Source organism: Tessaracoccus yangjingae (assembly GCF_055326235.1).
Window position 1 is genome coordinate 57,872 of sequence record NZ_JBUZNN010000007.1, and the last position, 26,344, is coordinate 84,215.

The following is a 26,344-nucleotide window of genomic DNA, read 5'->3' on the forward strand; positions in this document are numbered from 1 at the left end:
GCCAGGTCAGGCGCCGCCGGGGGTGATCGAGCCGATCGCCAGGAACGAGAAGATGATGACGTCCTGGCAGAAGTGGATGAACCAGGCCCAGAACAGCCCCCTCGTCTCCACCATCGACCTGGCCAGCAGCCACCCCAGCGCGAACGCCATCGAGACGCCGATCACCCCGTAGGGGATGCCGTAGTAGTGGCCCATCCCGAAGTAGGCGGCCACCATCAGCACGGCCTGCCGCGGGCCCACCGGCCCCTCGAGGACGGAGAGCAGCGAGGCCTTCCAGGCCACCTCGTCGCTGAAGGCGTTGAGTGTCGCGGCGAGGAGGATGACGGGGACCAGCGGCAGGGCCCGGGCGAGAACGTCCGGGGCGGGGGCGCCCGCGAGGAGGACGAACGTGAGGGTGCCGGCGCTCAGCCCGGCCGCGGCCAGGGGGCCGAACCGGCTCCACCTGGTGCCGTCCTTCACGCCCAGCCATGGGATCCGGCGCATGGGGGCGTGCAGGTCGCCGACGGTGAGGAAGAAGCGCGACGGCCGCCGTCGCAGGACCATCAGGGCGGCGATCATGAGGGCGGTGACCATCAACCGGAGCGACTGCTCGGCCAGCATGTAGACCGAGAACGACGGGTCCGCCAGCCACGCACGGTAGGCGGGTGCCTGGTCGATCACCCGGTACACCAGCGCCTCCGCGCCCACCAGCACGGCAAGCGCAACCAGGAACGGCACCAGGGGGCGGAGCCGCGCCCACACCGCCGTCGCGACGAGCGCCGTCGCGATCACCGAGGCCGAGACGAGCAGGCGGGCGTCGTCGGTGAAGTCTCGGCGGAGTACCTCCTGGACGACGACCCGGGGGAGGAGCGAGGCGCCCAGCACCACCACCCACGCCACCGCGACCAGGTGAGCTGGGGCGATGAGGCCCTTCGTGGTGGTCACGGCCGGGTTAGGACTCGACATCGCGGGGTAAGGGTGTCGCGGTGGTGGGGGCGGGCTCCGGCGGGCGCTTCTCGGGGCGGGTCATGGCGAGCGAGATGAGGACCGGCAGGATGGGCGCCAGGAGGGCGTAGGTCCATCCCGCCGAGCCGAGCACGACGGCCTGGTACAGCGCGAGGGCGGCGGCAGACGCGACGTAGAGCACGGCGTGCTTCGGCAGCCACCACCGCTCGACGGTGACCAGCACGGCCGCGATCGTCAGGACGAGCGGCGCGACGAACTGGCCCAGCACGCTGAGATCGGATCCGGCCTCCAGGCCGACGCCCGCCGAGAACGCGAACGCGAGCGAGACGGCGGTGTAGCCCAGGAACGAGATGCACGCCACGGACACGGCGCTGAGCAGCGTCCGAGCCCACCCGGGCAGCGGGTGCTCGGCCGAGCGGAGCGTGCGGTGCACGAGGAAGCTGAACGCCAGGGTCTGCAGGAGGATCTCCGGCATGCCGACGGCGTGGAACCACAACGGGATCTGGGTGTAGATGACGCCCTCGAGTGAGGCGGGCGCCGCCGCGGGCGTGCCGAGGATGCCGATGACCACGAAGAGCAGCCACAGCCACAGCCAGCCGAACCGGGTCGCGGCGAGGGGCCGTCGGAACGGGAGCAGCACCAACCCGAAGAGCGCGCCGCGGACCACCTGCAGCCCCCACGAGAGCGCCACGTCGGGCGAGGCGTAGGGAAGGTAGTAGTCCCGGATGACGGGCTCCTGGAAGATCGCGGGGTAGTCGAGGACCCGCGAGGCGATCACCCCGGCGAAGAGGTAGGTGACGACGTGGCTGACCGCGACGAGGAAGACGAACCGCGCTGCGCCCCTGGCGCCGGTGAGCGGTGATGTGGGTGTGGCCATGGTGACCCTCCGGTCTCCACAGTACGCCTGAGTGTCGCGGCATGGGGGGTGGGGCCGATGGTCCGGTGGGACCATGGAACATGACCAGGGAAACCGCAAAATTCTTCGCCGGAGTCACCGCGTGGGAGGCCGTCACGCACGCGTCGTTGGCCGCCAGCGGAGTCCTGCCCCTCAAGCTGTGCGGGGTCACGATCACCCCGAGGGTCAACGCCGTCCAGGTTGTCATACCGGCAGTGGCAAGCCTCTGCCTTGCCTACATGGGATGGGGTCGGGACGCCCGGACCCCGAGATCGCGGTAAGCGATTCGCACCTCTGCACCTCTTGACTCCTTATGCCATTAGGATTACCTTGTGGCGTAAGGAGAAGCGATGGACACCACGACACCGCGTCGGCGACGACGCCACGACGAGACCCGCGAGGAGATCCTCGCCTTCGCCGTCGAGATCATGGCGGAGCAGGGGGTGGCCGGGCTGTCGCTGGGCGAGGTCGCGCGCCGCCTGGGGGTGCGGACGCCGTCGCTGTACACGTACGTCGCCTCGAAGAACGCCCTCTACGACGAGCTGTTCCGACGGGGATGGCAGGCCTGCCGCGACGCCGTCCTCTCGCATCGGGACCGGCTCGGTCCCGTCACGGCGGCCTCGGACGCGGTCGGGCGCGCGGTCGAGACGAACGCGACGTTCGTGCGCTGGGCGCTGGCCAATCCGGAGCTGAGCCAACTCATGCTGACCCGCCCCGTTCCCGCGTGGCAGCCCAGCCCGGAGGCGTTCGAGCCGTCGCTGGCACTGTTCGCGGCCCTCACTGCCGAGGTGGTGGGCCTGCGCGATCACGGGCTGCTGGAGGCGGACGTGGACGTCGACGAGCTGACGCAGAACCTGGCCAGCGCGGCCACCGGCGTGATCGTCCGCCAACTGGCCAACGAGCCCGGCGTCGCGTACGACGAGGGCACCGCCTCACGGCACTTCCCGGCGCTCATCCGGGCGCTGATGCTCGCCCATCTCCCCGAAAGGACCTCCCATGCGAGCGACTGACACCGCCCTCCCTGGCCACGGCGCGACGAAGGACGAGACCATGACCGAATCCGGCAGCGCCCCGCGCGGCGATGACGATGCGACGGGCCCGCTCGTGCGGGCCGTCGACATCCCCCTCCCCGGGCCCGGCGAGGGCCTCCGCGTGGGCCGGGCACAGCACCTGCGGCTCATCGACGAGGTGCGCGACCTCGCCCCCGAGCAGTGGGCCACCGTCACCGAGTGCCCCGCGTGGACCGTCCGCGACATGGTGGGCCACGTGGCCTCGGCGGCCCGCTTCCCGGGCAACCCGCTGCTGTACGTCGTCGACGCGCAGATCGGCCGGTTCCGCTACCGGGGGCGCAGCTCTCTGGACGCGGCCAACGAGGTGGGCATCGACCGGCATCGTGCGCTCTCCACCGACGAGCTGCTGGAGCGGATCCGACGGCGGGCGATGTCGGGCCGCGACACGCCCGGCTGGATGCGCCGTCGGCTGACCAACGACGCGGCGCTGCCGTCATACACGACGATCGGGTCGTTCGTGGACACCATCCTGACCAGGGACACGTGGCTGCACCGCCAGGACATCGCGCGGGCGGTGGGCCGCGAGCCGGCGTCGGACCCCACGGACGCGGAGGTGGTGGAGCAGGTGATCCGCGACCTCGGCCTCGCCTGGACCAGCCCCGCCGTCGTGCTGCGCCTCACGGGGCCGGCGGGCGGCGCGTGGCTCCTCGGCCCCGACGCCGGGGCGGGCTCGGTGCCGGCGCGGGCGGACGATACCCCGTCCGAGGTGGTCCTGCCGGCGGTGGAGTTCATGCGCCACCTGTCGGGCAGGAGTGTCGCGGCGGGGCTGTTCGACGGTGTCGCGGCAGAGCTCCGCCCGGCCGTCGAGGCCGTCCGGACCCCCTTCTGACCGCCTCCCGACCCACCGCTGACCCCTCCCGACCCACCGCTGTCCCGACCCACCGCTGACCCCTCCCGTGCACGACACGCCGCCGGAGTCGGTGCCCGACGTCACCACGGGCGTCGAGGTGGATTCGCGACGGTGTTTCGTGCCCGCCCGCCTTGGAGGTGCTGCCCGCGCAACCCTGTCCCGACCGCCCCTCCCGGGCACGACACGCCGTCTGAGTCGGTGCCCGACGTCACCACGGGCGTCGAGGTGGATTCGGGACGGTGTTTCGTGCGCGCCCGCCTCGGAGGTGTCGCCCGCGAAACCCCGTCCCGACCGCCCCTCCTGGGCACGACACGCCGTCTGAGTCGGTGCCCGACGTCACCACGGGCGTCGAGGTGGATTCGCGACGGTGTTTCGTGCGCGGGGTCGGCGCGACTGCGGTGAGGACGACCCGAGAACGACGGCAAACGCCCATTGCCGGGGCACCCGCGCGGGTATAGCTTGACGACATGAACCGCAGGGGCATCCGCGGCATCGGGGCCGCGTTGGCGACGCTCGTCGTCTTCCTCTCCTTCAGCGTGACCGCTGAAGCTGCCCAGCCCAAGTACGTCGCGCTGGGCGACAGCTACGCCTCCGGCAACGGAGCCGGCAGCTACCTGACCGGTACGGCCAACGCTGGGTGCTATCGCTCGCTCAAGAGCTACCCGGGGCTGATCGCGACCGCCTCCGGCCTCCAACTCGTCTTGGAGGCGTGTTCGGGCGCCACCATCAACGACGTCACCACCAAGCAGATGGGCAATCTCGGAGGCGCCGCCTACGTCACCATCACCATCGGCGGCAACGACATCGGCTTCTCCTCGGTGGTGTCGACCTGCCTCGGCACCAACACCACCGCCTGCCTCAACGCCGTCGCCACCGCGACCTCAAAGGCGGGCTCCACTGCCTTCCGCGCCCAGCTGGCGACCCTGTTCAGCGCAGTGAAGGCGGAGGCGCCGGGGGCGAAGGTCGTGGCCACGTCCTACCCACGGCTGTTCAACGGCAAGGACTGCAGCATCCTGACCAGCTTCACCAGCACGGAGATGACGCAGCTCAACAAGGGTGCCGACGTGCTCGCCACGGCCATCTCGAATGCGGCAGGCGACGCCGGGGTGACCTTCGCCGACGTCCGGACCCCGTTCGTCGGCCACGCCGTGTGCGACCGCTCGCCGTGGATCCTCAACGCCTCGCTGTTCAAGTCCTACGAGTCGTTCCACCCCAACGCCACCGGCCACTCAAGCGGGTACAGGCCCGTCGTGGCCACGGCTCTCGGCCCGATCGCCTCCACCGGCACCACCGCGAAGGTGACCACCAGCGGCATCGGCTCCAGCGACACCACCAGGGGCCACGTGAAGGTCCCGAAGTCCTGACCTACTGAAGTGGAGCGCATGCGGCGGCCTGAGGGCCGCCGCATCCGCGTGTCCGGCAACTATTCGGTGTCGACGGGGGATCCGGCGCGGACGGCGAGGTCGAGCTCCGACGGCTGGCCCACCTCGTCGAGATGGGCCGCACCGTGTCCGGCGGCTACGAGGGGTCGACGGGGGACCCGGCGCGGACGGTCAGGTCGAGCTCGTAGCGGTCCCCGCGGAAGGTGTGCTCGGCGTACTCCACCGGCTGGCCAACCTCGTTGAAGGAGAGTCGCGTCAGGGTGAGCACCGGGTCGAACCGGCCGATCTCCAGCGCCTCGCGCTCCTGTGGGGTGGCCCGCCGCGAGCCGATGCTCTGCGTGGCCAGCTGCGGGTGGATCCCGTGGCGGCGCATGGTGGCGTAGAGGCCGTGCTGCTCCAGGTCGGTGAACCGGACGGCCGACGCCGACGGGGGGAGCCAGTTGCGCAGGATGGCCAGCGGGGCGCCGTCGGCCAGGCGGAGCCGCTCGACGGCGAGCAGCGGGGTCTTCGTGCCCACCTTCAGCAGGGTGGTCACGCGGACGTCGTGGCTGGGGTACACCATCGACAGGAGACGCGTCGACGGGTTGTGGCCGGCCGCCGCGAGGTCGTCGTGGAGGCTGCCCAGCCCGTGGCGCTGTTCCATGGAGCGGTGTGCGACGACGGTGCCGACCCCTCGACCGCGAACCAGGAGCCCGTGGTTGACGAGTTCCCCCATCGTGCGCCGGATGGTCAGGCGGGACAGGCCGAGCCGGTCGGCGAGGGAGAGCTCCTGTTCGAAGCGCTCGCCCGGGCTGAGGGTGCCGTCGAGGATGGCGGCGGCGAGCTGCTCGTAGAGCTGGTGGTAGAGCGGGATGGGGCTCTCGCGGTCCAGCGTGACGGGGACCCGCTGGGCCTCGGCGTGGAGGACCTGTCGTGGTGCGACGCTCATGCCGTCCGCCTCTCCGGTGAAGCTAGGTGTCATAACAATGTCCAGGGTAATATGGAGCGCTCCAAGTTGCAAGGGCTGGGGTTTGACAGGTCGAAGAAGAGTTCGGCTCGGACGATCTCCGCTGGCTTGAGCGGACTCGTCTTTTCCGACGTGAGCTGGCCGCCCCTCTCCCGCTGGTTGAGCCGGGCCGAAGGAGCGAAGCGACGCGCGCCCGTGTCGAAACCAATGTGACGGACCGCTCGGACCTGGGCCAGGTCCTCGAACCGGATGCGGGTGGGTGGTTTCGGCGCGGGCTGCGCCGCTTCGCGGCTTTGCCTGGCTCAACCCAAGTCGACACGCGCTGAGCCGCAGGCGGCTCGGCGCGGCTCAACCAGCGGAATCCCACCCGGGCCGCAAGGAGCGGAGCGACGCGCGCCCGACCGGCTCACCCAGCGGAAGGGCTCGTTAGACGGCGTTTTCCGGCGGCTGGGGGCGGGGGACGGCGGCGGAGGAGGAGCGGACCACCAGGCGGCTCGGGATCACCACGGACGTGGGCGGCGCCGTCGGGTCCGCCAGGCGGCGGATGATCGCCTCGCCGCACGCGACACCGACGTCGAAGCCGCGGTTGTCCACCGTCGTGAGGTCCAGGAAGCGGCTGCGCGCGAACTGCGAGTTGTCGTAGCCGATCAACGCCGCGTCGGCGGGCACCTCGCGGCCGACCTCGCGGAGGGCGGCGCGGGCGCCGAGCGCCATGGTGTCGTTGGCGGCGAAGACGGCCGTGATGTCCGGGAATCGGCGCAGCAACTCGACGGTGCCGGCGTAGCCACCGTCCTCGTTGGTGGTGTTGCGCTGGCCCGCGACACACGGCTCCTGCCCGATCGAGGCCATGAACTCGAGGTACGCGTCGCGGCGCTTCGCCGCCGCGCCACCCTCGCCGGTGACGTGCCCGATGCGCGTATGCCCTAGTGAATGCAGGTGCTGCATGAGGAGCCGCACCCCCAGCTCCTGGTCGCTGGCCACGTGGTCCGCCCCGGCCACGTCGTGCAGGCGGGTCCCTTCGACCACTGTCGGGATGCCGAGATCAGGCAGGTCGCGGCCGGGCTCCGCCGCGATCACCAGCGCGTCCACCTGATTGTCCAGGAAGCCGTCGATGGCGCTGACCAGGACGCCGCCCACCGTGAACTGCTCCCGGATGGCGACGTGCATCCCCTCAGGCCCGAGCGCAGCCCTCAGCCCGCGCAGGACCTCGACGAACCACGGGTTCTGGAAGTCGTCGATGATCAGCCCGACAGTCTTCGTGCGCTGGCTCGCGAGGTTGGCGGCGGCGCGGCTGCGGCGGTATCCGAGCTTGTCGATGGCCTCCAGCACGGCCGTGCGCTTGGCGGCGGCCACCAGTTCGGAGTCGTTGAGAACCAGGGAGACCAGTGACTTGGACACGCCGGCCTCACGGGCGACGTCGTAGATCGTCGGCCGTGACGTGCGTGGGGCGGGGGTCACCGGTGTCTCCTTCCGTGTCCGGACAGCTTATCCAAGATCCCTATTGACAGAACATTTTTCATGCGCCTACAGTGATCCTACTTGGAACGCTCCAAGCATACATCAAGGAGGATGAATGACCATCGGCATCGCCGTGATCGGGGCGGGTATGGCGGGCAAGTCCCATGCCGCCGCCTATCGCGTGGCCCCCACTCTCTACCAGCCCACGCTGCCCGAACTGCGTTACGTCTCCATCGGCGACGTCAACGCCGCCGTCGGCGAGGCCACCGCACGCCGCTACGGCTACGAGCGCAGCGACACCGACTGGCGCGCGATCGCCGAAGACCCCGACATCCAGGTGGTCAGCGTCGTCATCGCCAACAGCCTCCACCTCGAGGTGGTCAAGGGCCTGCTCGAGGCCGGCAAGCACGTGCTGTGCGAGAAGCCCCTCGCCGACACCCTCGAGTCCGCCCGCGAGATGGCCCGCCTGGCCCGCGAGGCGTCGTCGCTCGCCCGCATCGGCCTCACCTTCCGCCGCCAGCCCGGCATCGCGGCCATCAAGAACTGGATCGAGGACGGGACCCTCGGCAAGGTCCTGCACTACTCCGGCCGCTACTGGTGCGACTACGGCTGCAACCCCAACGGCCCGATCAGCTGGCGCTACAAGGGCCCCATGGGCTCCGGCGCGCTCGCCGACGTCGGCAGCCACCTCACCTACCTGTCCGAGTTCCTCGTCGGCGACGACATCCGCTCCGTCGCGGGCGGCGCCTTCGTCACCGCCGTGAAGGAGCGCCCCGTTCCGCTGGGCGCCGTCGTCGGCCACGGCCTGGCCGCGGTCTCCGACGTGATGGAGCCCGTCGAGAACGACGACTACGCCACCTACACCGCCCTCTTCGGCGAGGTCCGCGGCAGCCTCGAGGTCTCCCGCGTGGCGGCCGGCTACCCCAACGGCCTCAACTTCGAGGTGTTCTGCGAGAACGGCGCCGCCAGCTTCCACCAGGACACCCCGTCGCAGGTGCGCCTCTACCTCCACGACGACGAGCCCGGCAAGAACGGCTACCGCACCGTCAACCTCGGCTCCGACCACCCCTACGTCGCCGGCGGCATGGCCATCGACGTCTCGGGCGTGGGCTTCGGCCAGAACGAGGGCTTCGCCTTCCAGGCCCGCGCCTTCCTCGAAGAGGTGGCCGGCATCCCCGAGTCCGAGTCCCTCCCCCGCAACGCCTCGTTCGACGAAGGCGTCCACAACATGGAAATCCTCGCCGCCGTCGCTGAGTCGGCTGCCAACAACGGAAAGACGGTGAACCTGTGAAGCTCGGTGTCTACAACGCGGTCCTCCACGACCGCCCCCTCGAGGAGGCGCTCAAGGTGATCGGTGGTCTCGGCCTCAACGGCATCGAGATCAACTCGGGCGGCTTCCTGCCCCCCACCCACATCCAGGAGATCGACGAGATCGTCGCCAGCCCCGCGGCCGCCAAGGCGTACCTGGCCCGCTTCGAGGGCACCGGCGTCGAGATCGCCGGCCTCAACTGCAACGGCAACCCGCTGCACCCCAACCCGGTGATCGGCGAGAAGCACGCCGAGGACATCCGCCGCTCCATCCGCGCCGCCGCGGCGCTGGGGCAGAACCGCGTGGTCACCATGTCGGGCCTGCCCGGCGGCGAGCCCGGCGCGAAGTACCCCAACTGGGTGGTCAACGCCTGGAACTCCGCCGCCCTCGACGTCCTGGACTACCAGTGGGAGATCGCCGCCGCGTTCTGGAGCGACATCGACCAGCTGGCCAAGGACCACGGCGTCAAGGTGGCCCTCGAGCTGCACCCGCAGAACATCGTGTTCAACGCCCGCGACATCCGCAAGCTCGTCGACCTGACCGGCGCCACGCACGTCGGCGTCGAGATGGACGCCTCGCACCTGTTCTGGCAGCAGGCCGATCCGGTAGCCGTGGTGCGTGAGCTCGGCCCGCTGATCTTCCACGCCGCGGCCAAGGACATCCGCATCAACACCGAGAACGCCAAGCTCAACGGCGTGCTGGACAACGGCTTCCGCCGCATGGGCGCCGACGAGGCCCGCGTCAACCTCGGTGGCGACGAGTGGGCCAACGAGTGGCCGAAGGACTCCTCGTGGGACTTCGTCGCTCTCGGCAAGGGCCACGACACCGCCTACTGGACCGAGTTCATCCGTGCGCTGTACGAGGTGGACCCCGACATGTGCCTCAACATCGAGCACGAAGACACCGAGCTCGGCCGCATCGAGGGCCTCGAGGTGGCCTCGAAGGTCCTGCTCGACGCCTGGGCCGCCTTCAAGGGCGAGTGACCCCTCCCGTCAGTCGATCGGTCCTCACTCGAGGGTGAGTGAGGACCCCTACCCACCCACGGTCCGTCGGGGACATCCCCGGCGGGCGTGTGGGACCCGCCCCCGGCGGGACCTCCCCCCTCCGCGCACATCCCCAACGAAGGAGATCCTCCATGCGCAAGACATTGACCACCACGATCGCCGCTCTCAGCGTGCTCGCGCTGGCCGCCTGCAGCGGCACGGCAGACCCCGCGACCTCCGGCTCCGCCACGGGCGACGGCGGCAACGGCGACACCATCAAGCTCGGCATCGCGCTCCCCGCCGGCAACCAGCTGTTCTGGACCGGATGGATCAAGGGCGCCGAGGCCGAGGCCGAGAAGCTCGGCGTCGAGCTCACCATCACCGACGCCAAGAACGACGCCCAGACCATGAACGACCAGGTCAACACCATGATCGTCAGCGGCATCCAGGGCCTCGCCGTCGCCTCCGTCGACCCGACGGCCAACCAGCCGACGGTGCAGGCGGCCAACGACGCCGGCATCATCATGATCACCTCCAACCGCACCCTGGACATGGAGTACGGCGGCGTCGACGGGGCCAACCCGATCGTGCACACCGGCTTCAACGACTACCAGATGGGCGGCTTCCAGGGCGACCTGCTCATCCAGGCCTGCGAGGGCATCGACCCGTGCCGCGTGGCGCTGCAGGTGGGCACCCTGGGCGCCACCCCGCAGGTGAACCGCTCCGCCGGCCTCAAGGACAAGATCGCCGACCAGGCCAACATCGAGATCGTGATGGAGGAGACCAACGACTTCGACCCGGTCAAGGCCGCCGACGTCACCCAGACGATGCTGCAGAAGGACTCGAACCTCAACTTCATCCTCGCCCAGACCGACCCCGAGGCGCTGGCCGCGGCCACCGTGCTCAAGGAGCAGGGCCTGGACACCAAGATCGGCGTCATCGGCATCGGCGGCTCCCTCGAGGGCACCGAGGCGGTTGCCTCCGGCAAGATGTTCGGCACCGTGAAGGTCTCCGGCAACGACGACGGCGCCACCTCCGTGCGCACCCTGGCCGCGCTGGTCCGCGGTGAGGAGATCCCCGTCGACGACTCGGGCGACCGCCCGACCGTCATCGTCGAGGCGCTCATCATCACCAAGGACAACGCCGCCGACAACCCCGGGGACTGGTGATCTGATGACCGTCGACCTTCCCCGCATCGAAGCGCGCGGGATTACCAAGATCTTTGCCGGGTTCCGGGCACTCGACGGTGTGGACCTCACGCTGCACGCGGGGGAGGTCGTCGGTCTCCTCGGGGAGAACGGCGCAGGCAAGTCCACCCTCATCAAGGTGCTCGCCGGCGTCTACATCCCCGACGGCGGCGAGATCCGGGTCCGGGGCGAGCAGGTGAGGTTCTCCGAGCCGATCGACGCCCTGAGCCGCGGCATCGCGACGGTGCACCAGCACAGCTCGCTCGCCGACAACCTCACCGTCGCCCAGAACCTCATGATGGGCCGCGAGCCGGGCGTGTCCTGGCTCCCCTTCTGGATCCGCCAGAAGGCCATCCTCGCCAAGGCCAGGGAGGTGACCGCGCGTTTCGGCATCGAACTGCCGCTCACCACCCTGGTCCAGGACCTGAGCGTCGCGCAGAAGCAGCGCGTCGAGATCGTCAGGGCGGCCGCCGAGGCCGACACCCTGATCATCCTCGACGAGCCGACGGCGGCGCTCAACCCCGACGAGGTGGACGAGCTGTTCGAGCTCATCGCCACCCTCAAGGCCACCGGGATCCCCGTGCTGTACGTCAGCCACCGCCTCGACGAGATCCCCCGCATCTGCGACCGCGTGGAGGTGCTGCGCGACGGGAAGAACGTCGGCGGCCTCAACCACGAGGACTCGGTGCCGGCCAAGATCATCCCGCTGCTCGTCGGCCGCCAGATGGGCGACCTGTTCCCGGCCCTGCCCACCGTCACCGACGAGGTGGTCCTCAAGGCCGAGAACGTCACCGGCAAGCTGGCCAGGAACGTGTCCATGACCGTGCGGGCCGGCGAGGTCGTCGGCCTCACCGGCGCCATCGGGGCAGGCCAGCGCAACTTCGCACGCATCGTGTTCGGCGCCGACACCGGCACCGGCCGCGTCGAGATCCGGGGCCGGGCCCTGACGCTCGGCCACCCGGACCGGGCGGTGAAGGCAGGCATCGGGTACGTCAGCGGCGACCGCAAGACCGACGGCCTCTTCCCGATCCTCCCCGTGTGGCGCAACGCCACCGTCGTGAAGTCCGACGAGCTCGCCAAGGCCGGCATCCTCATCCCGGCCCGCGAGCGCAAGGTGGGCCTCGAGCTGATCAAGCAGTTCGACGTGCGCACCTCGTCGCCCAACAAGGTGATCGGGGAGCTGTCGGGCGGCAACCAGCAGAAGGCGCTCCTGGCCCGCTGGGCCGCCGTCACGCCGAAGCTCCTCATCCTGGACGAGCCGACGCTCGGCGTCGACGTCGGCGCCCGCCGGGAGATCTACGACCAGATCGTCGCCCTCGCCGAGACCGGCATGGCGGTGCTGCTGGTCTCCGCCGACCACGCGGAGCTGCAGGGCATGAGCCACCGCGTCATGGTCTTCGCCGACGGCGAGGTGGTCGCCGAGATGGACGGCAAGGACGCCACCGAGGAAGCCGTCCTCCACGCCCGCATCCGTACCGACAACGACAAGGCAGCATCATGAGCACACACACGTCAACGCCGACGTCCACCTCACCGGCGCCGGCGCCGGCCGCGAAGTCCGCCTCGCCGGACCGCTGGGCCTGGGTGGGCCCGGTCCTCCGCCGCAACGGCCTCCTGTTCTTCTTCGCGATCCTCCTGGTGGTGTTCACCATCTCCCGGCCGGAGTTCATGAGCCAGGCCAACATCCGCAACATCCTGCTCAGCGCCTCCGTCATCGGCGTCCTGGCGCTGGGGCAGACGGTGGTCATGCTCACCGGCGGCTTCGACATCGGCATCGCCAAGACCGCCGTCGTCGCCGGCATGGTGGTGGCCCTGACCGCGCATCTGGGCCCGATCGCCCTGGTGCTCGCCATGGCGGCCACGGCCCTGATCGGCCTGGTCAACGGCGTCCTCATCTCCCGCGCCAAGGTGAACCCGTTCGTGGTGACGCTGGGCATGTACACGATCCTCACGTCGGTGGCGCTGCTGCTCAACGACGGCGGCTCCGTGATCAACCTGCCCGAGTGGCTGATCGGCCTCGTGCAGTGGCAGTGGTTCGGGCTTCCGGGCATCATCTGGTGGTTCGCCGGCATCGCCGTCATCACGCACGTGGCGCTGGCCTACACCCGCTGGGGCGGCCACATCTACGCCGTCGGCGGCAACGAGGAGGCCGCGCGCCTGGCCGGCATCAAGTCCAAGAACGTGCTGGCCTCGGCCTACGTGGTCGCGGCTGTGGTGGGCGGCTTCGCGGGCGTCCTGCTGACCTCCCGCCTCGGCACCGCCTCCCCGGTGGCGCTCCCCGGCGCGGAGCTGCAGTCCATCGCCGCCGTCGTCATCGGCGGCACCAAGCTCAGCGGCGGCTTCGGCTCGATCCCGCGCACCATCGTCGGTGTGCTGATCCTCGCCGCGCTGCAGAGCGGCCTGGTGCTGATGGGCGTCAACCCCTACTACCAGGGCATGTTCAACGGCGCCATCCTGATCCTCGCGGTCGCGGTGGACGTCGTCTTCAGCAAGAAGAAGTAGCTCTCTCCTTCAGGGGCGGGGCTGTCGGAGGGGGCGGCCCCGCCCCGTCAACTTTCTCGAAAGGACTGTCATGACGGTACGGATCGGCCTCATCGGGGCCGGCGGGATGGGCCGCGCCCACGTCGAGCGGATCGAGCAGGAGCTGGCGGGCGGCCGCGTCGTCGCGGTGGCTGACGTGAACCTCGAGGGGGCGCGCGCCGTCGCCGGGCCGCTCGGGGCCACGGCCTACGCGACGGGGGCCGAGCTCATCGCCGACCCGGAGGTGGACGCGATCCTGATCGCCACGTTCGGCAAGGTGCACGCGCCGGACCTGCTGGCGGCGATCGCCGCGGGCAAGCCGGTGCTGTGCGAGAAGCCGATGGTCACCACCACGGCCGACGCCCTGCGCGTGCTGGAGGCGGAGCAGGCCGCGGGCAGGAAGCTGGTCACGGTGGGCTACATGCGCCGCTTCGACAAGGGCTACCAGCAGATGCGCGCCGCCGTCGAGGCGGGCGACTGGGGCTATCCCACGCTCGTGCACTGCCGGCACCGCAACCCGAGCGTGCCGGAGAACTACACCACGCGGAACATGATCGACGACACCGCCTCGCACGAGATCGACATCTGCCGCTACCTGCTGGGCGAGGAGATCGTCCGGATCCGGATCGACACCCCGCGCGCCACCAGCCACCGCTTCCCCCACCTGCAGGACCCGCTGGTGCTCGTCGCCTACACCGAGTCCGGTGTGCGGATCGACGACGAGGTCAACGTCAACCTGCAGTGGGGCTACTCAATCGAGTGCGAGGTGGTGATGGAGACCGGCACCATCCGCCTCGGCGACCAGGAGCAGACCCACATCCGCGACGGCGCCGGCAACCGCAACCCCATCTGCCGCAGCCACATCGACCGCTTCCACGACGCCTTCAACGCCGAGGTCCAGCAGTGGATCCGCGCCGTGGAGCGCGGCGAGCACACGGGCTCCACCGCGTGGGACGGCTACGCGGCTGTCGCGGTGGTGGAGGCGGCGCTCGCCTCGCTGGACAACGGCGGCGGGGAGGTCGCCGTCGAGATGATCCCCAAGCCCGGCTTCTACTCCTGAGACTCTGAGAAGGAAGACACCCCGATGGTCGACATCGCCCTTGACCCCAACATGTACTACGCGTCCATGTCCACCGCCGACACCCTCCGCAAGGCCGCGGAGCTCGGCTTCCGGTACGTGGAGCTCTCGCCCAACACCGAGTTCCACTTCTGGCACCGCTACCCGAAGGCCGACGACGACTTCGTCGCGGGCCTCAACAAGGCCCAGGCGGAGACCGGCGTGAAGGTGCGCACGCTGAACCCGGTGTTCAACTGGTCCAGCACCGACGAGACCGAACGCCGGGCGCAGGTGCGCAACTGGCGCCGGCTGCTGGAGCTCGCCGACCAGATCGACGTGCGCGAGATCACCTCCGAGTTCTCCGGCAACCCCAACACCTACCGCGAGTGCGAGGCGCAGTGGTACCGCTCCGTCGAGGAGCTGGCCCCGGTGTTCGAGCAGTACGGCATCCGGCTCAACATGGAGGCGCACCCGTACGACTTCGCCGAGCTGCACGACGACGCCATGAGCCTGATCCGCGGCGTGAACCTGCCGTGGATCGGCTACGAGTTCTGCTGCCCGCACGCCTTCCACCTGTCCGACGGGGCGGGCGACGTGGAGCGGATGATCCGCGACGCGGCGCCGAAGCTGCGGGAGGTGCACGTCGCGGACGCGCTCAACCACCGGGCCAACGACGGCAACCGCTACATCGTCAACCCGCCGGGCGTCGACGCCCGCGTCCACCAGCACGCGGAGATCGGCAAGGGCGAGGTGCCCTTCGACCGGGTCTTCTCGACGCTGCGCGACATCGCCTTCGACGGCGTGATCTCGGTGTGCGTCTTCGGCTGGCACGAGGACGCCGACAACATCAACCGTCGGATGCTGGCCCGCATCCAGGAGGAGTTCGGCGTCGCCGCTGACTGAGGTCGCGCAGCACCACGGCCGCCGTGGGGGAGGCGGCGACTATCTCCGGCCCGTCAGAATGACCCACCGCGCGGAGGCGGGACGCCAGTGCAGCCCTCTACGCTCAGGCGAGGGGAGGGTGACCCTCGCTGCCGGCACGTTTCCGCGGAGAGGGCACCCTGCCGCTGCAGGGTCGCGTGGGCGGCGGCGCGGAATCGTGCCCGTAGTGGCACCCTCTGGTGCCCTGCCTGAGCGTGGGGCCCGGAACTGGGGCCCCTCCTCCGCGGTGGGGCGTGAGGGTCAGCGCAGGGAGGCGCGGACGTCGGCGCCCTTGAACGGCTTCCCGAAGAGCGGAGCGAGCAGGCACACGTCCGCGACACCCACCGTCACGAACACCGCGCCCAGGATGCCGAGGACCCAGCCCCACACCCCGCCGACCACGAACGCGACGATCAGCAGCACCGCCCCGACAGCTGCGCGCGTGATCCGGCCGGCGGTGGAAGACATGAACTCGATCATGGGTGGGCTCCTTGCTAGGTGACCCCAGCATATACCCCCTGGGGTACCAGCAGCGGCACGGGCGCCGTGGTCGGGGAGCAGTTGAGCCGATGGATGGGTTCGCGGAGCGGGTCACGCTCAGTTCACGCGGGGGCTCCGCCGCGAACCCATCCATCGGCTCAACGCACAGGCCCGCCCGCGCCCGGGCCGCCCCCCATGCCACTGGCCGAGGGGGCGCTCAGCCGTGGGACTCGGCCGGGGTTGCCAGCCCGCGGCGACGGCGGATCCGCCGCGCCAGGGCGCTGAACCCCGTGTCGGCGAGCATGCCGACGATGAGGATGACGATCATGTACGCCATCAGGCCCGTCGCGTCGCCGAACTCCTGCGCGTAGGACAGCCGGTTGCCGAGCGCGATCGCGCCGGGGATGACCACCAGCAGCTCGCCCGCCATCAGCGAGCGCCAGGCGAAGGCCCAGCCCTGGCTGAGGCCCGCGACATACGACGGCAGCGCGGCCGGGACGATGATGTGCCGGTACAGCGTCCAGCCGTGGGCGCCGAGCACGTCGCCGAGCTTGTGGTAGGCGGGCGGCACCTGGTCCACGCCGGTCAGCACCCCGTTGGCGATGCTGGGCGCGGCCCCGAGCACGACGACGAACATGATCGCCTGCTCGCCGAGGCCCATCAGCAGGATGGCCAGCGGGAACCACACCACCGACGGCATGGTCTGCAGGCCGGTGACGAGCGAGCCGATGGCCGAGCGCAGCAGCCGCGACCGCGCCGTCGCCAAGCCGATGGCCGTTCCGATGATCAGCGCCAGCGCGAACCCCGCCACCGCGCGGGTGAGCGTGCGGCCGAGCGCCTCCCAGAACGACCCTTCGGAGGCTAGGCGGCCCAGCTCTCCGAGGACCGCGACGGGGCCGGGGAGCAGGTAGTCGGGCTTCCAGCCGGTCCACACCACCACCTGCCACAGTGTGAGGAAGATGCCGGTGGCGAGCAGGATGGGGAGGGCGCGACGCCAGCGGGGGGTCCCGGCGCGTTCGGCAGGGGACTCGACGGCGGCGTCGTCGGCCACCTCCAGGGGATCCGTGACGTCGGTCTCAGATCTCGAAGTAGTCGGTCTCGTCATGGCGTGCGACCTCCTCTCGCAGGCGTTGGGTGAGGTCGGCTGCGAGCGCGACGCAGGCGGCCGACTCCATGGCCCGGGGGCGGGGCAGGTGGATCTCCTGTTCGTGGATGATCCGGCCCGGCCGCGACCCCATCAGGATGGTGCGGTCCGACAGCCGGACCGCCTCGCGCACGTTGTGGGTGACGAACACCACGCTGAACCCGGCGTCGAGCCACACGTCCTCAATGAGGTCGTGCATCTGGTCGCGGGTCATGGCGTCGAGCGCGCCGAGCGGCTCGTCCATGAGGACGACGGCGGCGTCCTGCGCCAGCACGCGGGCCAGCGCCACGCGTTGCCGCATGCCGCCGCTCATCTCGTGGGGGCGCTTGTCGACGTGTCGCCCCAGGCGCACCTTCGCCAGGAGTTGGCGGGCCAGCGTGCGGCGCTCGGCCTTCTCGACCCCCCGCAGCTGCAGCGCCAGTTCGACGTTGCCGGCGGCGGTGAGCCACGGCAGCAGGGTGCTCTCCTGGAACATCAGGGCCACCTTGCCGCCCGCCTCGATGGTGCCGGAGGTGGGCGTCTCAAGCCCGGCGGCGAGCGTGAGCATCGTCGACTTCCCACACCCGGAGCCGCCGACGAGGGCGACGAACTCGCCGGGCGCCACGTCGAGGTCGAGGCCGCCGAGGGCGGTGACCTGCTGCTCACCCTCCCCGAACGACTTGGTCACGCCCCGCAGCCGGAGCCCCCCGGTCCTGCTCTCAGTCGTCGTCATGAAGCCACCTCCGCCGAGCCGCGGGCCACGAGGGCCTCGTTGAGGACGTCCAGGTCCCAGAGGCGGGCGAAGTCGTCGTTGGGCTTGTCCGGCAGCAGGCCGACGGCGTCCGCGTGGGCTGCCGACTCGCGGAGGGAGTCGGCGAGCGGGTCGGCGGTGAACTCGAGGCTCTGCCAGGCTGCCTCGAGCGTCGCGGGGTCCATGTCCTGCTCGGTGAGCGCCTTGATCTGGGCGGCGACGGCGGCGCGGGCGGCCGCCGGCTCCTCCTCGATCAGGGCCAGCGCGTCGAGGTGGGCGTCCAGGACTGCGCGCACCAGGTCCGGACGCTCCTCGACGAACTGCGTGCTCGCGATCACGTTGGTGGTGACGAACAGGCCGTCCGGCCACAGGTCGCGCTCGTCGACCAGCACGACGCCGCCCGCCTCCACGAGACGGGCGACGAAGGGCTCCGGCACCCAGGCGCCGTCGAGCTCGCCGGCCCGGAACGACTGCAGCGCCGCGGAGTTGGGCTGGGGGAGCACGTGCACGTCCCCGCCGCCGTCGTCGGTGGCCGTGAGGCCCTGCGTGCCGAGCCAGTGCCTGAGCGCGATGTCCTGCGTGTTGCCGAGCTGCGGGCTGGCCAGGCTGGCGCCGCGCAGATCCTCGGCGGACTCGATGCCCTCCCGGACCACGAGCGCGGCCCCGCCGGAGGTGGAGCCCGAGATCACGCGGGCTGCCTCGCCGCCCGACTGCAGGTACGCGGTCACCGTGGGATTCGGCCCGATGTAGGCCACGTCGACGGAGCCGGCCAGCACCGCCTGCAGTGCCTCCGGCCCCGCGCGGAAGGACTGGGTGGTGACGGTGGCGCCGGCCTCCGTGAGCCGCTCGTCGAAGAGGCCGATGCCGTCGGCGACCAGCGCCGGGGCGTGGGTGACGTTGGCGAAGTAGCCGATGGTGACCACGTCGTCGGCCGCCGCCGTGTTCGCGCACCCGCTCAGCATCCCGAGGAGCGTCATCAGGCCGACGGCGGCTGCCGTCCGCCGCGACAGCCGGGTGCTGCGGTGGGCCATGGGGTCTCCTGGTGAGCGGGTTAGGCTGAAATTAGGCGCGCCCACAGGCGCAGTCAACGCTCTCGCCCGCGGTGAGACGGGCGCTGAGCGTGGGGGGCGCTCATCTTTCGCTGACTGCTGAACACGGGAATATCCGCCGGACCCGGCCCGCCGCCCGCGCCGGCGGGCCACGCCGATGTCGGCACCGCCGTCGCGGCCGGGTACCCTCGACCGAGATGTTTTCCACCCTGAGCGCCCCCGCGCGCGCCCGCCTGCCCCGCCTCGCCCCGCGAATCGCCCGCGGAGGTGCCTCGTGGTGAGCCCCGCCGAGGTCTCGGCCCAGGCCGCCCGCCGTCGGACCATCGCCGTCATCAGCCACCCCGACGCGGGCAAGTCGACGCTCACCGAGGCCCTGCTGCTGCACGCCCGGGCGATCGGGCAGGCCGGCGCGGTACACGGCAAGGCGGGCCGCCAGGGCACCGTGTCCGACTGGATGGACATGGAGAAGGACCGCGGCATCTCGATCAGTTCCTCGGCCCTGCAGTTCCCCTACCGCGACTGCGTCATCAACCTCGTCGACACCCCGGGCCACGCCGACTTCTCGGAGGACACCTACCGGGTGCTCACCGCCGTCGACAGCGCGATCATGCTCCTCGACGCCGCGAAGGGCATGGAGGCGCAGACCATGAAGCTGTTCGAGGTGTGCCGCTCTCGGCGCATCCCGATCATCACCGTCATCAACAAGTGGGACCGCCCCGGCCACGAGGCGCTGGCGCTGCTCGACGAGATCGAGAAGCGCACCGGTATGGTGCCCACGCCGTGGACCTGGCCGGTGGGGATCGCGGGGGACTTCCACGGCGTGATCGAGCAGTGGAGCGACGAGTTCGTCCGGTTCACCCGCACCCCGGGCGGCAGCACCAAGGCCATCGAGGAGCGGTTCGACGCGGGCGCCATCCCCGAGCGGGACCTGGCCGACTACGACGCGGCCCGCGAGGAGCTCGACCTCCTGGCCGGCGACGGCTACGTGCACGACCAGGAGCTGTTCCTCGCGCAGGGCACCACGCCGGTGCTGTTCACCGCCGCCGTGTCCAACTTCGGCGTCGGGCACCTCCTCGACGTGGTGGCCGACATGGCCCCCGCCGCCACGCCCAGGCGGGACCGCGACGGGGTGTCGCGGCCGGTCGAGGCGGCCTTCAGCGCGCAGGTGTTCAAGGTGCAGGCGGGCATGGACCGCGCCCACCGCGACCGCCTCGCGTTCGCGCGGGTCTGCTCGGGCGTCTTCCACCGCGGCGACGTCATCACCCACGGCGGCACGGGCAAGGCGTTCACCACCAAGTACGTGAGCAGCGTCTTCGGCCGCGACCGCGAGACCCTGGAGGAGGCGTTCCCCGGCGACATCATCGGGCTGGTCAACGCCGGCACCACGCGCGCGGGGGACACGCTGTACGGCGAAGACCCGGTCGACTTCCCGCCCATCCCGTCGTTCGCCCCCGAGCACTTCCGCGTGGTCCGCGCCGCCGACCCGTCGAAGCACAAGCAGTTCCAGCGGGGGATCGAGCAGCTGGACCAGGAGGGCGTGATCCAGGTGCTCGACGCGGAGTCGCGCTCCCGCCAGAACCCCATCCTCGCCGCCGTCGGCCCGATGCAGTTCGAGGTGGCCGCGCACCGCATGGAGAACGAGTTCAACGCGCCCGTGCTGTTCGACCAGCTGCCCTACACCGTCGCGCTGCGGACCCGCGCCGAGGACCTGCTGGGCATCAACTCCATCATGGGCGCCGAGGGCGTGGAGCGTCGGCAGGACGGGGCGTTCCTGGCCCTGCTGTCGGGCAAGTGGCAGGTCACGACGATCCGCCGTAACTTCCCCGACGCGGTGCTCGAGCCGATCAGCACCGACGTCGAGGATCTGCTCCCGTCCGGCTAGGCCGCGGGCTCGTGGGCCTTGACGCGGTGCTCGAGCCGATCAGCACCGACGTCGAGGACCTGCTGCCGTCCGGCTAGGCCGCGGGCTCGTGGGCTTTGTGCGTCCGTCGGTCTGCGGGCTCGCGCTGATCACCCGGCGTGGCCGGCCCAGTACCCATCGTCGAGGATCGTCGCGCACCGGCTAGGCCGGGATGATGCGTGCGGCGGCGCGCTCCCAGTCGGCGGTGAGGTCGAGGCCGGGGTCGCGCAGCCAGCGCAGCTGCACCCCGTCCATCGCGGCCAGCACCAGCCGCGCCAGCTCGGGGGAGTTGCCCCCGGGCACCTGCGCGGAGGCGAACGTGCGGATGGCGGTGGCCTCCCGCTCGTTGAAGTACGTGTGCGCCGGGTGGTCCGGCTCCAGCGATTCCGCGCTGAGCAGGGCGTACAGGCGCACGATCTCGGGCTGCTGCGCGTTGCGCCGCACCATGGCGGCGCAGATGGCGGTGAGGCTGATCGTGGGGATGACGGCGTACAGGTCCCCGCGGTCAACCCCGAGCTGGGCGGCGAGCGCGAGGCGGTCCGTCTCGTCGCGGTGGGCGAGGACGGCCATGAGGAGCTTCTCCTTGGAGCCGAAGTGGTGAAGGACGGCCGCGTTGGTGACGCCGCAGCGGACCCCGATGTCGTGGAGGGACACGGCCCAGTAGCCGCTGGTGGAGATGAGCTCGGTGGCCACCTCGATGATCTGCGTCCGCCGCTCGGCGCCCGCCAGGCGGGTGCGGCCGCTGGAACCGCGAGCTGCCACGTGGGGTGCCTTTCGTCGAGGGGGTCGCTCCACGGTACTCGACCCTCCCCACACGGCGGCCGAGGTGCCGCGCAAGAGCGTCGTCCCCACCGCTGGCTGCGAACCGGCGTCCCCACCGCTGGCTGAGGTGCCGCGTAGCGGCCTCGAAGCCGAGGAAACGTGAGCTGACAACGTACGTTTTCTAGGCTTCGAGGCCCGTCGCTGCGCTCCTCGCACCTCAGCCAGCGGGTAGTGGGGGCTCGCCTCTCGCTCCTCGCACCTCAGCCAGCAAGGCGGGGCGGTGGCGCGGCTCAACCAGAGGTATCAATAACGGACCCCCCTGTTCAGGGGCCTCAAGCTCGTGTTAACTTAATACCCGTTAAGTACAAAGCAACTCAATGTGGAGGAACGCATGACCCAGGTTGACGACGCCACGCTCGCCGCGACACTCACCGGCGCCTCGACGTTCGACCAGCTCGTCCGCGACGTCCGCGCCGGGCTCTCCGCCTCCGCCGCGGCCGCCGCCCTCGTCGAGGCCATGACCCCCGACGAGCAGCTGGCGATCCTGCACGGCGACGTCGAGTTCTGGCCCGGACGCGGCCGGATCATGGAGCACGGCTACAGCCACGTGCCCTTCGTCATGGTCGCCCTGCCGCGACTCGGGATCCCCGGGATCAGCTTCATCGACGGCCCCCGCGGCGTCGTCGTCGGCGACGCCACCGCGTTCCCCGTGTCGCTGGCCCGCGGCGCGTCCTGGGACCGCGACCTCGAGGAGGCCATCGGCCTCGCCATCGGCCTCGAGGTCCGCGCCACCGGCGGCAACCTGTTCGGCGGCGTCTGCATCAACCTGCTGCGCCATCCCGCCTGGGGCCGCGCGCAGGAGACCTACTCCGATCAGCCGCTCCTCCTCGGCGAGATGGGCGCCGCGCTGGTCCGCGGCGTCCGCCCCAACGCGATGGCCTGCGTCAAGCACTACGCGCTCAACTCCATGGAGAACGCGCGCTTCGACGTCGACGTCACGTGCGACGAGGAGACCCTCCACGAGGACTACCTCCCGCACTTCGAGCGCGCGCTGGCCGACGGCGCCGAGTCCGTGATGTGCGCCTACAACTCGGTCAACGGCGAGTGGGCCAGCGCCAACACGCACCTGCTCACCGACGTGCTCCGCGACGAGTGGGGCTTCGACGGCTTCGTGCTGAGCGACTTCATCTGGGCCATCCGCGACGCCGCCGGCTCCCTCGAGGCCGGCCTCGACCTCGAGGCCCCCTTCGCGCAGCTCCGCGCCGAGCGGCTCCCCGCCGAGATCGAGGCCGGGCTCACGTCCTGGGAGACGGTGCGCACGTCGGCCCGCCGGATCGTCGCCGCGCAGCTCGCCCACTACGCCCGCCGCGACACTCACGCCCCCAGCCCCGCACTCATCGCCGGCCCCGATCACGCCGCGCTGGCCCGCCGCGCGGCGCAGCAGTCGATGGTGCTCCTCAAGAACGGCACCGCCGACGCGCCCCTCCTGCCCCTGGCCGACGCCTCCGGCCACACCGTCGCGGTCATCGGCGCGCTGGCCGACACCGTCAACCTCGGCGACCGCGGCTCCTCCAACGTCACCCCGCCTCACGCCGTCACCGCGCTGGAGGGCCTCTGGGCCCGGTTCAGGCGGACCGCCGTCGTGCACGACGACGGCCGCGACCTCGCCCGGGCCGCCGCGACCGCCGCGGCCGCGGACACCGTCGTGCTCGTCGTCGGTTACACCGCCGCCGAGGAGGGCGAGTGGGTCAACGGCCGCGTCTACGCCCGCGACGACCTCATGGCCCTCTACCCCGAGCCGCGCACCGACGAGGACCGCGCCGTCCTGGCGACGATGTTCGAGCGCCTCGAGGCCGCCAAGGGCCGGCCGGAGGCGGGCGGCGACCGCCGCGACCTCCGCCTCCTGCCCCACGACGAGGAGCTGATCCACGCCGTCGCCGCCGCCAACCCGCACACCGTCGTCGTGCTGCAGACCGCCGGCGGGGTGATCACCAGCGCCTGGGACGACGAGCCCGCCGCGATCGTGCTCGGCTGGTACGGCGGCATGGAGGGCGGCCACGCCCTGGCCGACCTGCTCACCGGCGCCGTCGACTTCAGCGGCCGCCTGCCGTTCGCCATGGTGCGCTCGGCCGACGACCTGCCCGAGTTCGACGTCGACGCCACCGCCATCGAGTACGACCGCTGGTACGGCCAGCGCCGCCTCGCCAAGCAGGGCCGCGAGGCCGCCTACCCGCTGGGCTTCGGCCTCTCCTACGCCTCGCACGAGCTCGCCGGCCCCGTCGGCGTCGAGCTGCTCGGCATGGAGGGGCGGGTCACCGCGCAGGTCACGCGCGACGGCGGCCGCGCCGGCCGGTTCGTCGCCCAGGTCTACGCCACCCGTCTCGACGGCGACCGCGCAGGCGAGCGGGAGCTCATCGGCTTCACCGTCGCCGAGCTGGCCGCCGGCGCCACCGCGACCCTCACCATCCCCGTCAGCCTCCAGCCTCTCGCCCGCTGGAACGCCGCCGACAAGGCCTTCGACCTGCCCGCGGGCGAAGTCCACATCGAAGTCTCGCGCCACTGGGGAGACCCCCGCAGCGCGTCCACCACCATCACCCTCTGAAAGGTAAGAACACCAATGCAACGAAGCATCGTCATCGACGAGGCGCCCGTGTGGAGCGCCCGCACCGCCGACGAGGAGCAGCCGCGGTTCCCGTGGCGCCTCGCCGTCGGCCTGGCGTTCGGCGCCTTCTGCTGGATCGTCGCCTACCTCGGCGCCGTCGGCGTCCTGCTCCCGGCGCGCATCGCCGAGATCGACAGCGAGAACAAGGCCGCCATCGTGGCCCTGAACTCGACCGTCTCGATGGTGGTGGCCACGCTGGCCAACATCATGATCGGCGCGTTCTCGGACCTGTCGCGCACGCGCTTCGGCCGCCGCACCCCGTGGATCTGGGTGGGCTCCGTCGGGTCCCTCGTGGCGCTGATGGTGCTCGGCCAGGTGCAGACGGCGACGGCGCTGGTGCTCACCTGGGCCGTCTACCAGGTGTTCCTCAACGCCATCATCGCGCCGCTGCTGGCCACCATCTCCGACCGCATCGCCCCGCAGCACCGCGGCAGCGCCGCGTCGGCCTACGCGCTCGGCATCGGCGTGGGCACCGGCCTCGGCCAGGTCATCGGCGCCCAGTTCCTCGGCAACACCTCGACGGGGTTCATGGTCCTCGCGGTCCTCACCGCGCTCGCCGGGCCGCTGGCGTCGATCTTCTTCCGCGAGGCCTCCAGCATCGCGATGCCGAAGAAGGCCTTCGACAAGACGATGGTGCTGGAGAACTTCGTCTTCGCCACCCGCAACTGCCGCGACTACTACCTGGCGCTGGCCGGCAAGTTCCTCATCATGGTGGCCAAGTTCTCCATCCAGGGCTACCTGCTCTACATCCTCACCGACTACATGCTGCTCGAGAAGGCCGACACCGCCCGCTACATCGGCCTCACCGCGACCATCATCATGGTGGCCGGCATCGGCATGGCGTTCGTGGCCGGTCCGGTCGCGGACAAGCTGGGCCGCCTCAAGCTGCCCGTCGTCCTCTCCGCCGCGCTCATCGGGGCAGGCGTGTTCATGCCGTTCCTGTCCGCCTCGCCGACGATGATCATCGCCTACGCCGTCCTCGCCGGCATCGGCTTCGGCGCGTTCAACGCCGTCGACCAGGCCCTCAACATCTCGGTGCTGCCCAACCCGGAGACCGCCGCCAAGGATCTCGGCATCCTCAACCTGTCCAACACGGGCGGCCAGATCGCGGGCCCGCTGCTGGCGGCGGCCGTCATCACCGGCTTCGGCTACCACATGGTCTTCGTCGCGGCGGCCGTCGCGGCGGGGCTGGCGATCTGCTGCTTCCTCCTGATCCGCAGCGTCAAGTGATCGCAGGGGCCACCACGGTCGACGGGTCCCGCCCGTGATGCCGCTGGTCTTCGCGTCGGTTTTCGTCGGCGCGGTGCTCCAGCGCACCTCGGGCATCGGGTTCGCGATCGTGGTGGCCCCCTTCGTCATCCTCGCCGTCGGTCCGGGGGAGGGGATCACGCTGGTGCAGCTCTTCGGGGCCACGTCGGCACTGCTCGTCCTCGCCCGGGTCCTCCGCGACGCCGACTGGCGCGCCTACCGCCTCCTCGTCCCGCCCAGCCTCGTCGGCATCGCCGTCGGGGCAGGGGTGTCGACGGTAGTGGCCAGGGCCGAGGCGCAGGTGGTCGCGGCCGGCGTCATGCTGGTGGCGCTCGTCGGCTCGACGGTGGTGGGCAGGTCCCGCGCCGTCGCGCGCAGCGCCCCACTGCTGGTGGGCACCGGCGCCGTGGCGGGGGCCATGACCAGCCTCGCCGGCGTCGGGGGAGTGGCGCTCACCGCCACCCGCGACCTCACCGGCTGGGAGCAGCGCTCCTTCCTCGCCACGCTGCAGCCGTACCTGGTGACGCTGTCTGCCGCCACGGTCGCGGCGAGGGTGTGGGCGGACCCGACGACGTGGCCCCGCCTCTCGCTTCCCGAGTGGGGGGTGGGTGCCGTGGTCCTGCTGGTGGGCATCGTCGTGGGTGACCTGGTGTCGCGGCGGGTGCCCACCCGGGCCGCCGCGGCCGTGACCTGGACCCTGGCCCTCACCGGCGCCCTGCTCACGCTGTGGGACGGGCTGGGTGCCCTTGCCACCGCTTGACCCCCTGGCCGCTGGCGAGGCGCTCGGTGTCAGCGGCCGCTTCGTAGCCCCTGAAGAGATACTTGTCAGCTTGCGTTTCTTAGGCT

At 71.0% G+C, this 26,344-nt stretch carries 23 protein-coding genes; 14 read left to right on the forward strand and 9 right to left on the reverse strand.

What is annotated here, in order from left to right; genetic code table 11:
* Positions 1–6 precede the first annotated feature (6 nt).
* Together ACZK5D_RS11245 and ACZK5D_RS11250 are read right to left on the reverse strand one after the other, a co-directional pair.
* Entirely contained in the window at positions 7–924 is a 918-nt protein-coding gene (locus ACZK5D_RS11245) for a CPBP family intramembrane glutamic endopeptidase (protein WP_463665327.1), read from the reverse strand.
* A 7-nt stretch (positions 925–931) separates the two neighbouring features.
* Complete coding sequence (locus ACZK5D_RS11250) at positions 932–1,822, reverse strand: hypothetical protein (RefSeq protein WP_463665328.1); 891 nt, start codon at positions 1,820–1,822, stop codon at positions 932–934.
* Positions 1,823–2,190: 368 nt separating this feature from the next.
* Here ACZK5D_RS11250 and ACZK5D_RS11255 point away from each other — a divergent pair, with 368 nt between their 5' ends.
* The 3 genes from ACZK5D_RS11255 to ACZK5D_RS11265 all read left to right on the forward strand — a co-directional run bounded on the left by ACZK5D_RS11255 (position 2,191) and on the right by ACZK5D_RS11265 (position 5,124).
* Positions 2,191–2,850, forward strand: a complete 660-nt coding sequence (locus tag ACZK5D_RS11255) for a TetR/AcrR family transcriptional regulator (RefSeq protein WP_463665329.1) — start codon at positions 2,191–2,193, stop codon at positions 2,848–2,850.
* Positions 2,837–3,739 carry a maleylpyruvate isomerase family mycothiol-dependent enzyme gene (locus ACZK5D_RS11260; protein ID WP_463665330.1) on the forward strand — a complete coding sequence of 301 codons (903 nt, stop codon included), beginning with the start codon at positions 2,837–2,839 and terminating at the stop codon, positions 3,737–3,739. The genes ACZK5D_RS11255 and ACZK5D_RS11260 overlap by 14 nt, the downstream gene beginning before the upstream one ends.
* A 488-nt stretch (positions 3,740–4,227) precedes the next feature.
* A complete protein-coding gene (locus tag ACZK5D_RS11265) occupies positions 4,228–5,124 on the forward strand; it encodes an SGNH/GDSL hydrolase family protein (protein ID WP_458995584.1) in 897 nt (298 codons plus the stop codon).
* A 154-nt stretch (positions 5,125–5,278) separates the two neighbouring features.
* Here ACZK5D_RS11265 and ACZK5D_RS11270 read toward each other — a convergent pair whose 3' ends face one another.
* Both ACZK5D_RS11270 and ACZK5D_RS11275 read right to left on the reverse strand, forming a co-directional pair.
* Positions 5,279–6,070, reverse strand: coding sequence for a GntR family transcriptional regulator (locus tag ACZK5D_RS11270; RefSeq protein WP_458995585.1), 792 nt, complete (start codon positions 6,068–6,070; stop codon positions 5,279–5,281).
* A 444-nt stretch (positions 6,071–6,514) separates the two neighbouring features.
* Positions 6,515–7,546: a LacI family DNA-binding transcriptional regulator gene (locus ACZK5D_RS11275; RefSeq protein ID WP_458995586.1), complete on the reverse strand. Its 1,032-nt coding sequence runs from the start codon at positions 7,544–7,546 to the stop codon at positions 6,515–6,517.
* Between the two features lie 115 nt (positions 7,547–7,661).
* Between ACZK5D_RS11275 and ACZK5D_RS11280 the strand changes: the two genes are divergently transcribed.
* The 7 genes from ACZK5D_RS11280 (at position 7,662) to ACZK5D_RS11310 (ending at position 15,505) form a co-directional block, all read left to right on the forward strand.
* The gene (locus tag ACZK5D_RS11280) at positions 7,662–8,837 is read left to right on the forward strand and encodes a Gfo/Idh/MocA family protein (RefSeq protein WP_458995587.1); all 1,176 of its coding nucleotides are present in this window, start codon (positions 7,662–7,664) and stop codon (positions 8,835–8,837) included.
* Positions 8,834–9,838, forward strand: coding sequence for a sugar phosphate isomerase/epimerase family protein (locus ACZK5D_RS11285; protein ID WP_458995588.1), 1,005 nt, complete (start codon positions 8,834–8,836; stop codon positions 9,836–9,838). The genes ACZK5D_RS11280 and ACZK5D_RS11285 overlap by 4 nt, the downstream gene beginning before the upstream one ends.
* 152 nt (positions 9,839–9,990) lie before the next feature.
* On the forward strand, positions 9,991–11,007 hold the full coding sequence (locus ACZK5D_RS11290; protein ID WP_458995589.1) for a sugar ABC transporter substrate-binding protein: 1,017 nt from the start codon (positions 9,991–9,993) through the stop codon (positions 11,005–11,007).
* Between the two features lie 4 nt (positions 11,008–11,011).
* The gene (locus tag ACZK5D_RS11295) at positions 11,012–12,526 is read left to right on the forward strand and encodes a sugar ABC transporter ATP-binding protein (RefSeq protein WP_458995590.1); all 1,515 of its coding nucleotides are present in this window, start codon (positions 11,012–11,014) and stop codon (positions 12,524–12,526) included.
* On the forward strand, positions 12,523–13,527 hold the full coding sequence (locus tag ACZK5D_RS11300) for an ABC transporter permease (protein ID WP_458995591.1): 1,005 nt from the start codon (positions 12,523–12,525) through the stop codon (positions 13,525–13,527). Before ACZK5D_RS11295 ends, ACZK5D_RS11300 begins: the two co-directional genes overlap by 4 nt.
* 70 nt (positions 13,528–13,597) lie before the next feature.
* Positions 13,598–14,605: a Gfo/Idh/MocA family protein gene (locus ACZK5D_RS11305; RefSeq protein WP_458995592.1), complete on the forward strand. Its 1,008-nt coding sequence runs from the start codon at positions 13,598–13,600 to the stop codon at positions 14,603–14,605.
* Between the two features lie 24 nt (positions 14,606–14,629).
* Positions 14,630–15,505 (forward strand): sugar phosphate isomerase/epimerase family protein, encoded by an 876-nt coding sequence (locus ACZK5D_RS11310; protein ID WP_463665331.1) that lies wholly within the window; start codon positions 14,630–14,632, stop codon positions 15,503–15,505.
* 279 nt (positions 15,506–15,784) lie between these two features.
* Here the strand turns inward: ACZK5D_RS11310 and ACZK5D_RS11315 are convergent, their stop codons facing one another.
* From ACZK5D_RS11315 to ACZK5D_RS11330, 4 genes are all read right to left on the reverse strand, one after another.
* On the reverse strand, positions 15,785–16,003 hold the full coding sequence (locus ACZK5D_RS11315; RefSeq protein WP_458995594.1) for a YgaP family membrane protein: 219 nt from the start codon (positions 16,001–16,003) through the stop codon (positions 15,785–15,787).
* Positions 16,004–16,220: 217 nt separating this feature from the next.
* The gene (locus ACZK5D_RS11320; RefSeq protein WP_458995595.1) at positions 16,221–17,108 is read right to left on the reverse strand and encodes an ABC transporter permease; all 888 of its coding nucleotides are present in this window, start codon (positions 17,106–17,108) and stop codon (positions 16,221–16,223) included.
* Positions 17,080–17,859 carry an ABC transporter ATP-binding protein gene (locus ACZK5D_RS11325; RefSeq protein ID WP_463665332.1) on the reverse strand — a complete coding sequence of 260 codons (780 nt, stop codon included), beginning with the start codon at positions 17,857–17,859 and terminating at the stop codon, positions 17,080–17,082. Before ACZK5D_RS11325 ends, ACZK5D_RS11320 begins: the two co-directional genes overlap by 29 nt.
* A complete protein-coding gene (locus ACZK5D_RS11330; RefSeq protein WP_463665333.1) occupies positions 17,856–18,908 on the reverse strand; it encodes an ABC transporter substrate-binding protein in 1,053 nt (350 codons plus the stop codon). The genes ACZK5D_RS11325 and ACZK5D_RS11330 overlap by 4 nt, the downstream gene beginning before the upstream one ends.
* A 295-nt stretch (positions 18,909–19,203) precedes the next feature.
* On the opposite strand from ACZK5D_RS11330, the gene ACZK5D_RS11335 reads away from it, so the two are divergent.
* Positions 19,204–20,808, forward strand: a complete 1,605-nt coding sequence (locus ACZK5D_RS11335) for a peptide chain release factor 3 (RefSeq protein ID WP_458995598.1) — start codon at positions 19,204–19,206, stop codon at positions 20,806–20,808.
* Positions 20,809–20,988: 180 nt separating this feature from the next.
* Here ACZK5D_RS11335 and ACZK5D_RS11340 read toward each other — a convergent pair whose 3' ends face one another.
* Entirely contained in the window at positions 20,989–21,588 is a 600-nt protein-coding gene (locus tag ACZK5D_RS11340; protein WP_458995599.1) for a TetR/AcrR family transcriptional regulator, read from the reverse strand.
* Between the two features lie 391 nt (positions 21,589–21,979).
* On the opposite strand from ACZK5D_RS11340, the gene ACZK5D_RS11345 reads away from it, so the two are divergent.
* The 3 genes from ACZK5D_RS11345 to ACZK5D_RS11355 are packed head-to-tail and all read left to right on the forward strand — an operon-like array spanning position 21,980 to position 26,258.
* Positions 21,980–24,190 (forward strand): beta-glucosidase family protein, encoded by a 2,211-nt coding sequence (locus tag ACZK5D_RS11345; protein WP_463665334.1) that lies wholly within the window; start codon positions 21,980–21,982, stop codon positions 24,188–24,190.
* A 15-nt stretch (positions 24,191–24,205) separates the two neighbouring features.
* Positions 24,206–25,480: an MFS transporter gene (locus ACZK5D_RS11350; RefSeq protein ID WP_458995601.1), complete on the forward strand. Its 1,275-nt coding sequence runs from the start codon at positions 24,206–24,208 to the stop codon at positions 25,478–25,480.
* Between the two features lie 37 nt (positions 25,481–25,517).
* Positions 25,518–26,258 carry a TSUP family transporter gene (locus ACZK5D_RS11355; protein WP_463665409.1) on the forward strand — a complete coding sequence of 247 codons (741 nt, stop codon included), beginning with the start codon at positions 25,518–25,520 and terminating at the stop codon, positions 26,256–26,258.
* The last annotated feature ends 86 nt before the right edge of the window (positions 26,259–26,344 follow it).

Excerpts from the sequence above, each read along its gene's own strand:
- ACZK5D_RS11250 (WP_463665328.1), bottom strand. The coding sequence starts at position 1,822 with ATGGCCACACCCACATCACCGCTCACCGGCGCCAGGGGCGCAGCGCGG.
- ACZK5D_RS11255 (WP_463665329.1), top strand. The coding sequence starts at position 2,191 with ATGGACACCACGACACCGCGTCGGCGACGACGCCACGACGAGACCCGC.
- ACZK5D_RS11260 (WP_463665330.1), top strand. The coding sequence starts at position 2,837 with ATGCGAGCGACTGACACCGCCCTCCCTGGCCACGGCGCGACGAAGGAC.
- ACZK5D_RS11265 (WP_458995584.1), top strand. The coding sequence starts at position 4,228 with ATGAACCGCAGGGGCATCCGCGGCATCGGGGCCGCGTTGGCGACGCTC.
- ACZK5D_RS11270 (WP_458995585.1), bottom strand. The coding sequence starts at position 6,070 with ATGAGCGTCGCACCACGACAGGTCCTCCACGCCGAGGCCCAGCGGGTC.
- ACZK5D_RS11280 (WP_458995587.1), top strand. The coding sequence starts at position 7,662 with ATGACCATCGGCATCGCCGTGATCGGGGCGGGTATGGCGGGCAAGTCC.
- ACZK5D_RS11290 (WP_458995589.1), top strand. The coding sequence starts at position 9,991 with ATGCGCAAGACATTGACCACCACGATCGCCGCTCTCAGCGTGCTCGCG.
- ACZK5D_RS11295 (WP_458995590.1), top strand. The coding sequence starts at position 11,012 with ATGACCGTCGACCTTCCCCGCATCGAAGCGCGCGGGATTACCAAGATC.
- ACZK5D_RS11300 (WP_458995591.1), top strand. The coding sequence starts at position 12,523 with ATGAGCACACACACGTCAACGCCGACGTCCACCTCACCGGCGCCGGCG.
- ACZK5D_RS11305 (WP_458995592.1), top strand. The coding sequence starts at position 13,598 with ATGACGGTACGGATCGGCCTCATCGGGGCCGGCGGGATGGGCCGCGCC.
- ACZK5D_RS11310 (WP_463665331.1), top strand. The coding sequence starts at position 14,630 with ATGGTCGACATCGCCCTTGACCCCAACATGTACTACGCGTCCATGTCC.
- ACZK5D_RS11315 (WP_458995594.1), bottom strand. The coding sequence starts at position 16,003 with ATGATCGAGTTCATGTCTTCCACCGCCGGCCGGATCACGCGCGCAGCT.
- ACZK5D_RS11320 (WP_458995595.1), bottom strand. The coding sequence starts at position 17,108 with ATGACGAGACCGACTACTTCGAGATCTGAGACCGACGTCACGGATCCC.
- ACZK5D_RS11325 (WP_463665332.1), bottom strand. The coding sequence starts at position 17,859 with ATGACGACGACTGAGAGCAGGACCGGGGGGCTCCGGCTGCGGGGCGTG.
- ACZK5D_RS11330 (WP_463665333.1), bottom strand. The coding sequence starts at position 18,908 with ATGGCCCACCGCAGCACCCGGCTGTCGCGGCGGACGGCAGCCGCCGTC.
- ACZK5D_RS11345 (WP_463665334.1), top strand. The coding sequence starts at position 21,980 with ATGACCCAGGTTGACGACGCCACGCTCGCCGCGACACTCACCGGCGCC.
- ACZK5D_RS11350 (WP_458995601.1), top strand. The coding sequence starts at position 24,206 with ATGCAACGAAGCATCGTCATCGACGAGGCGCCCGTGTGGAGCGCCCGC.
- ACZK5D_RS11355 (WP_463665409.1), top strand. The coding sequence starts at position 25,518 with ATGCCGCTGGTCTTCGCGTCGGTTTTCGTCGGCGCGGTGCTCCAGCGC.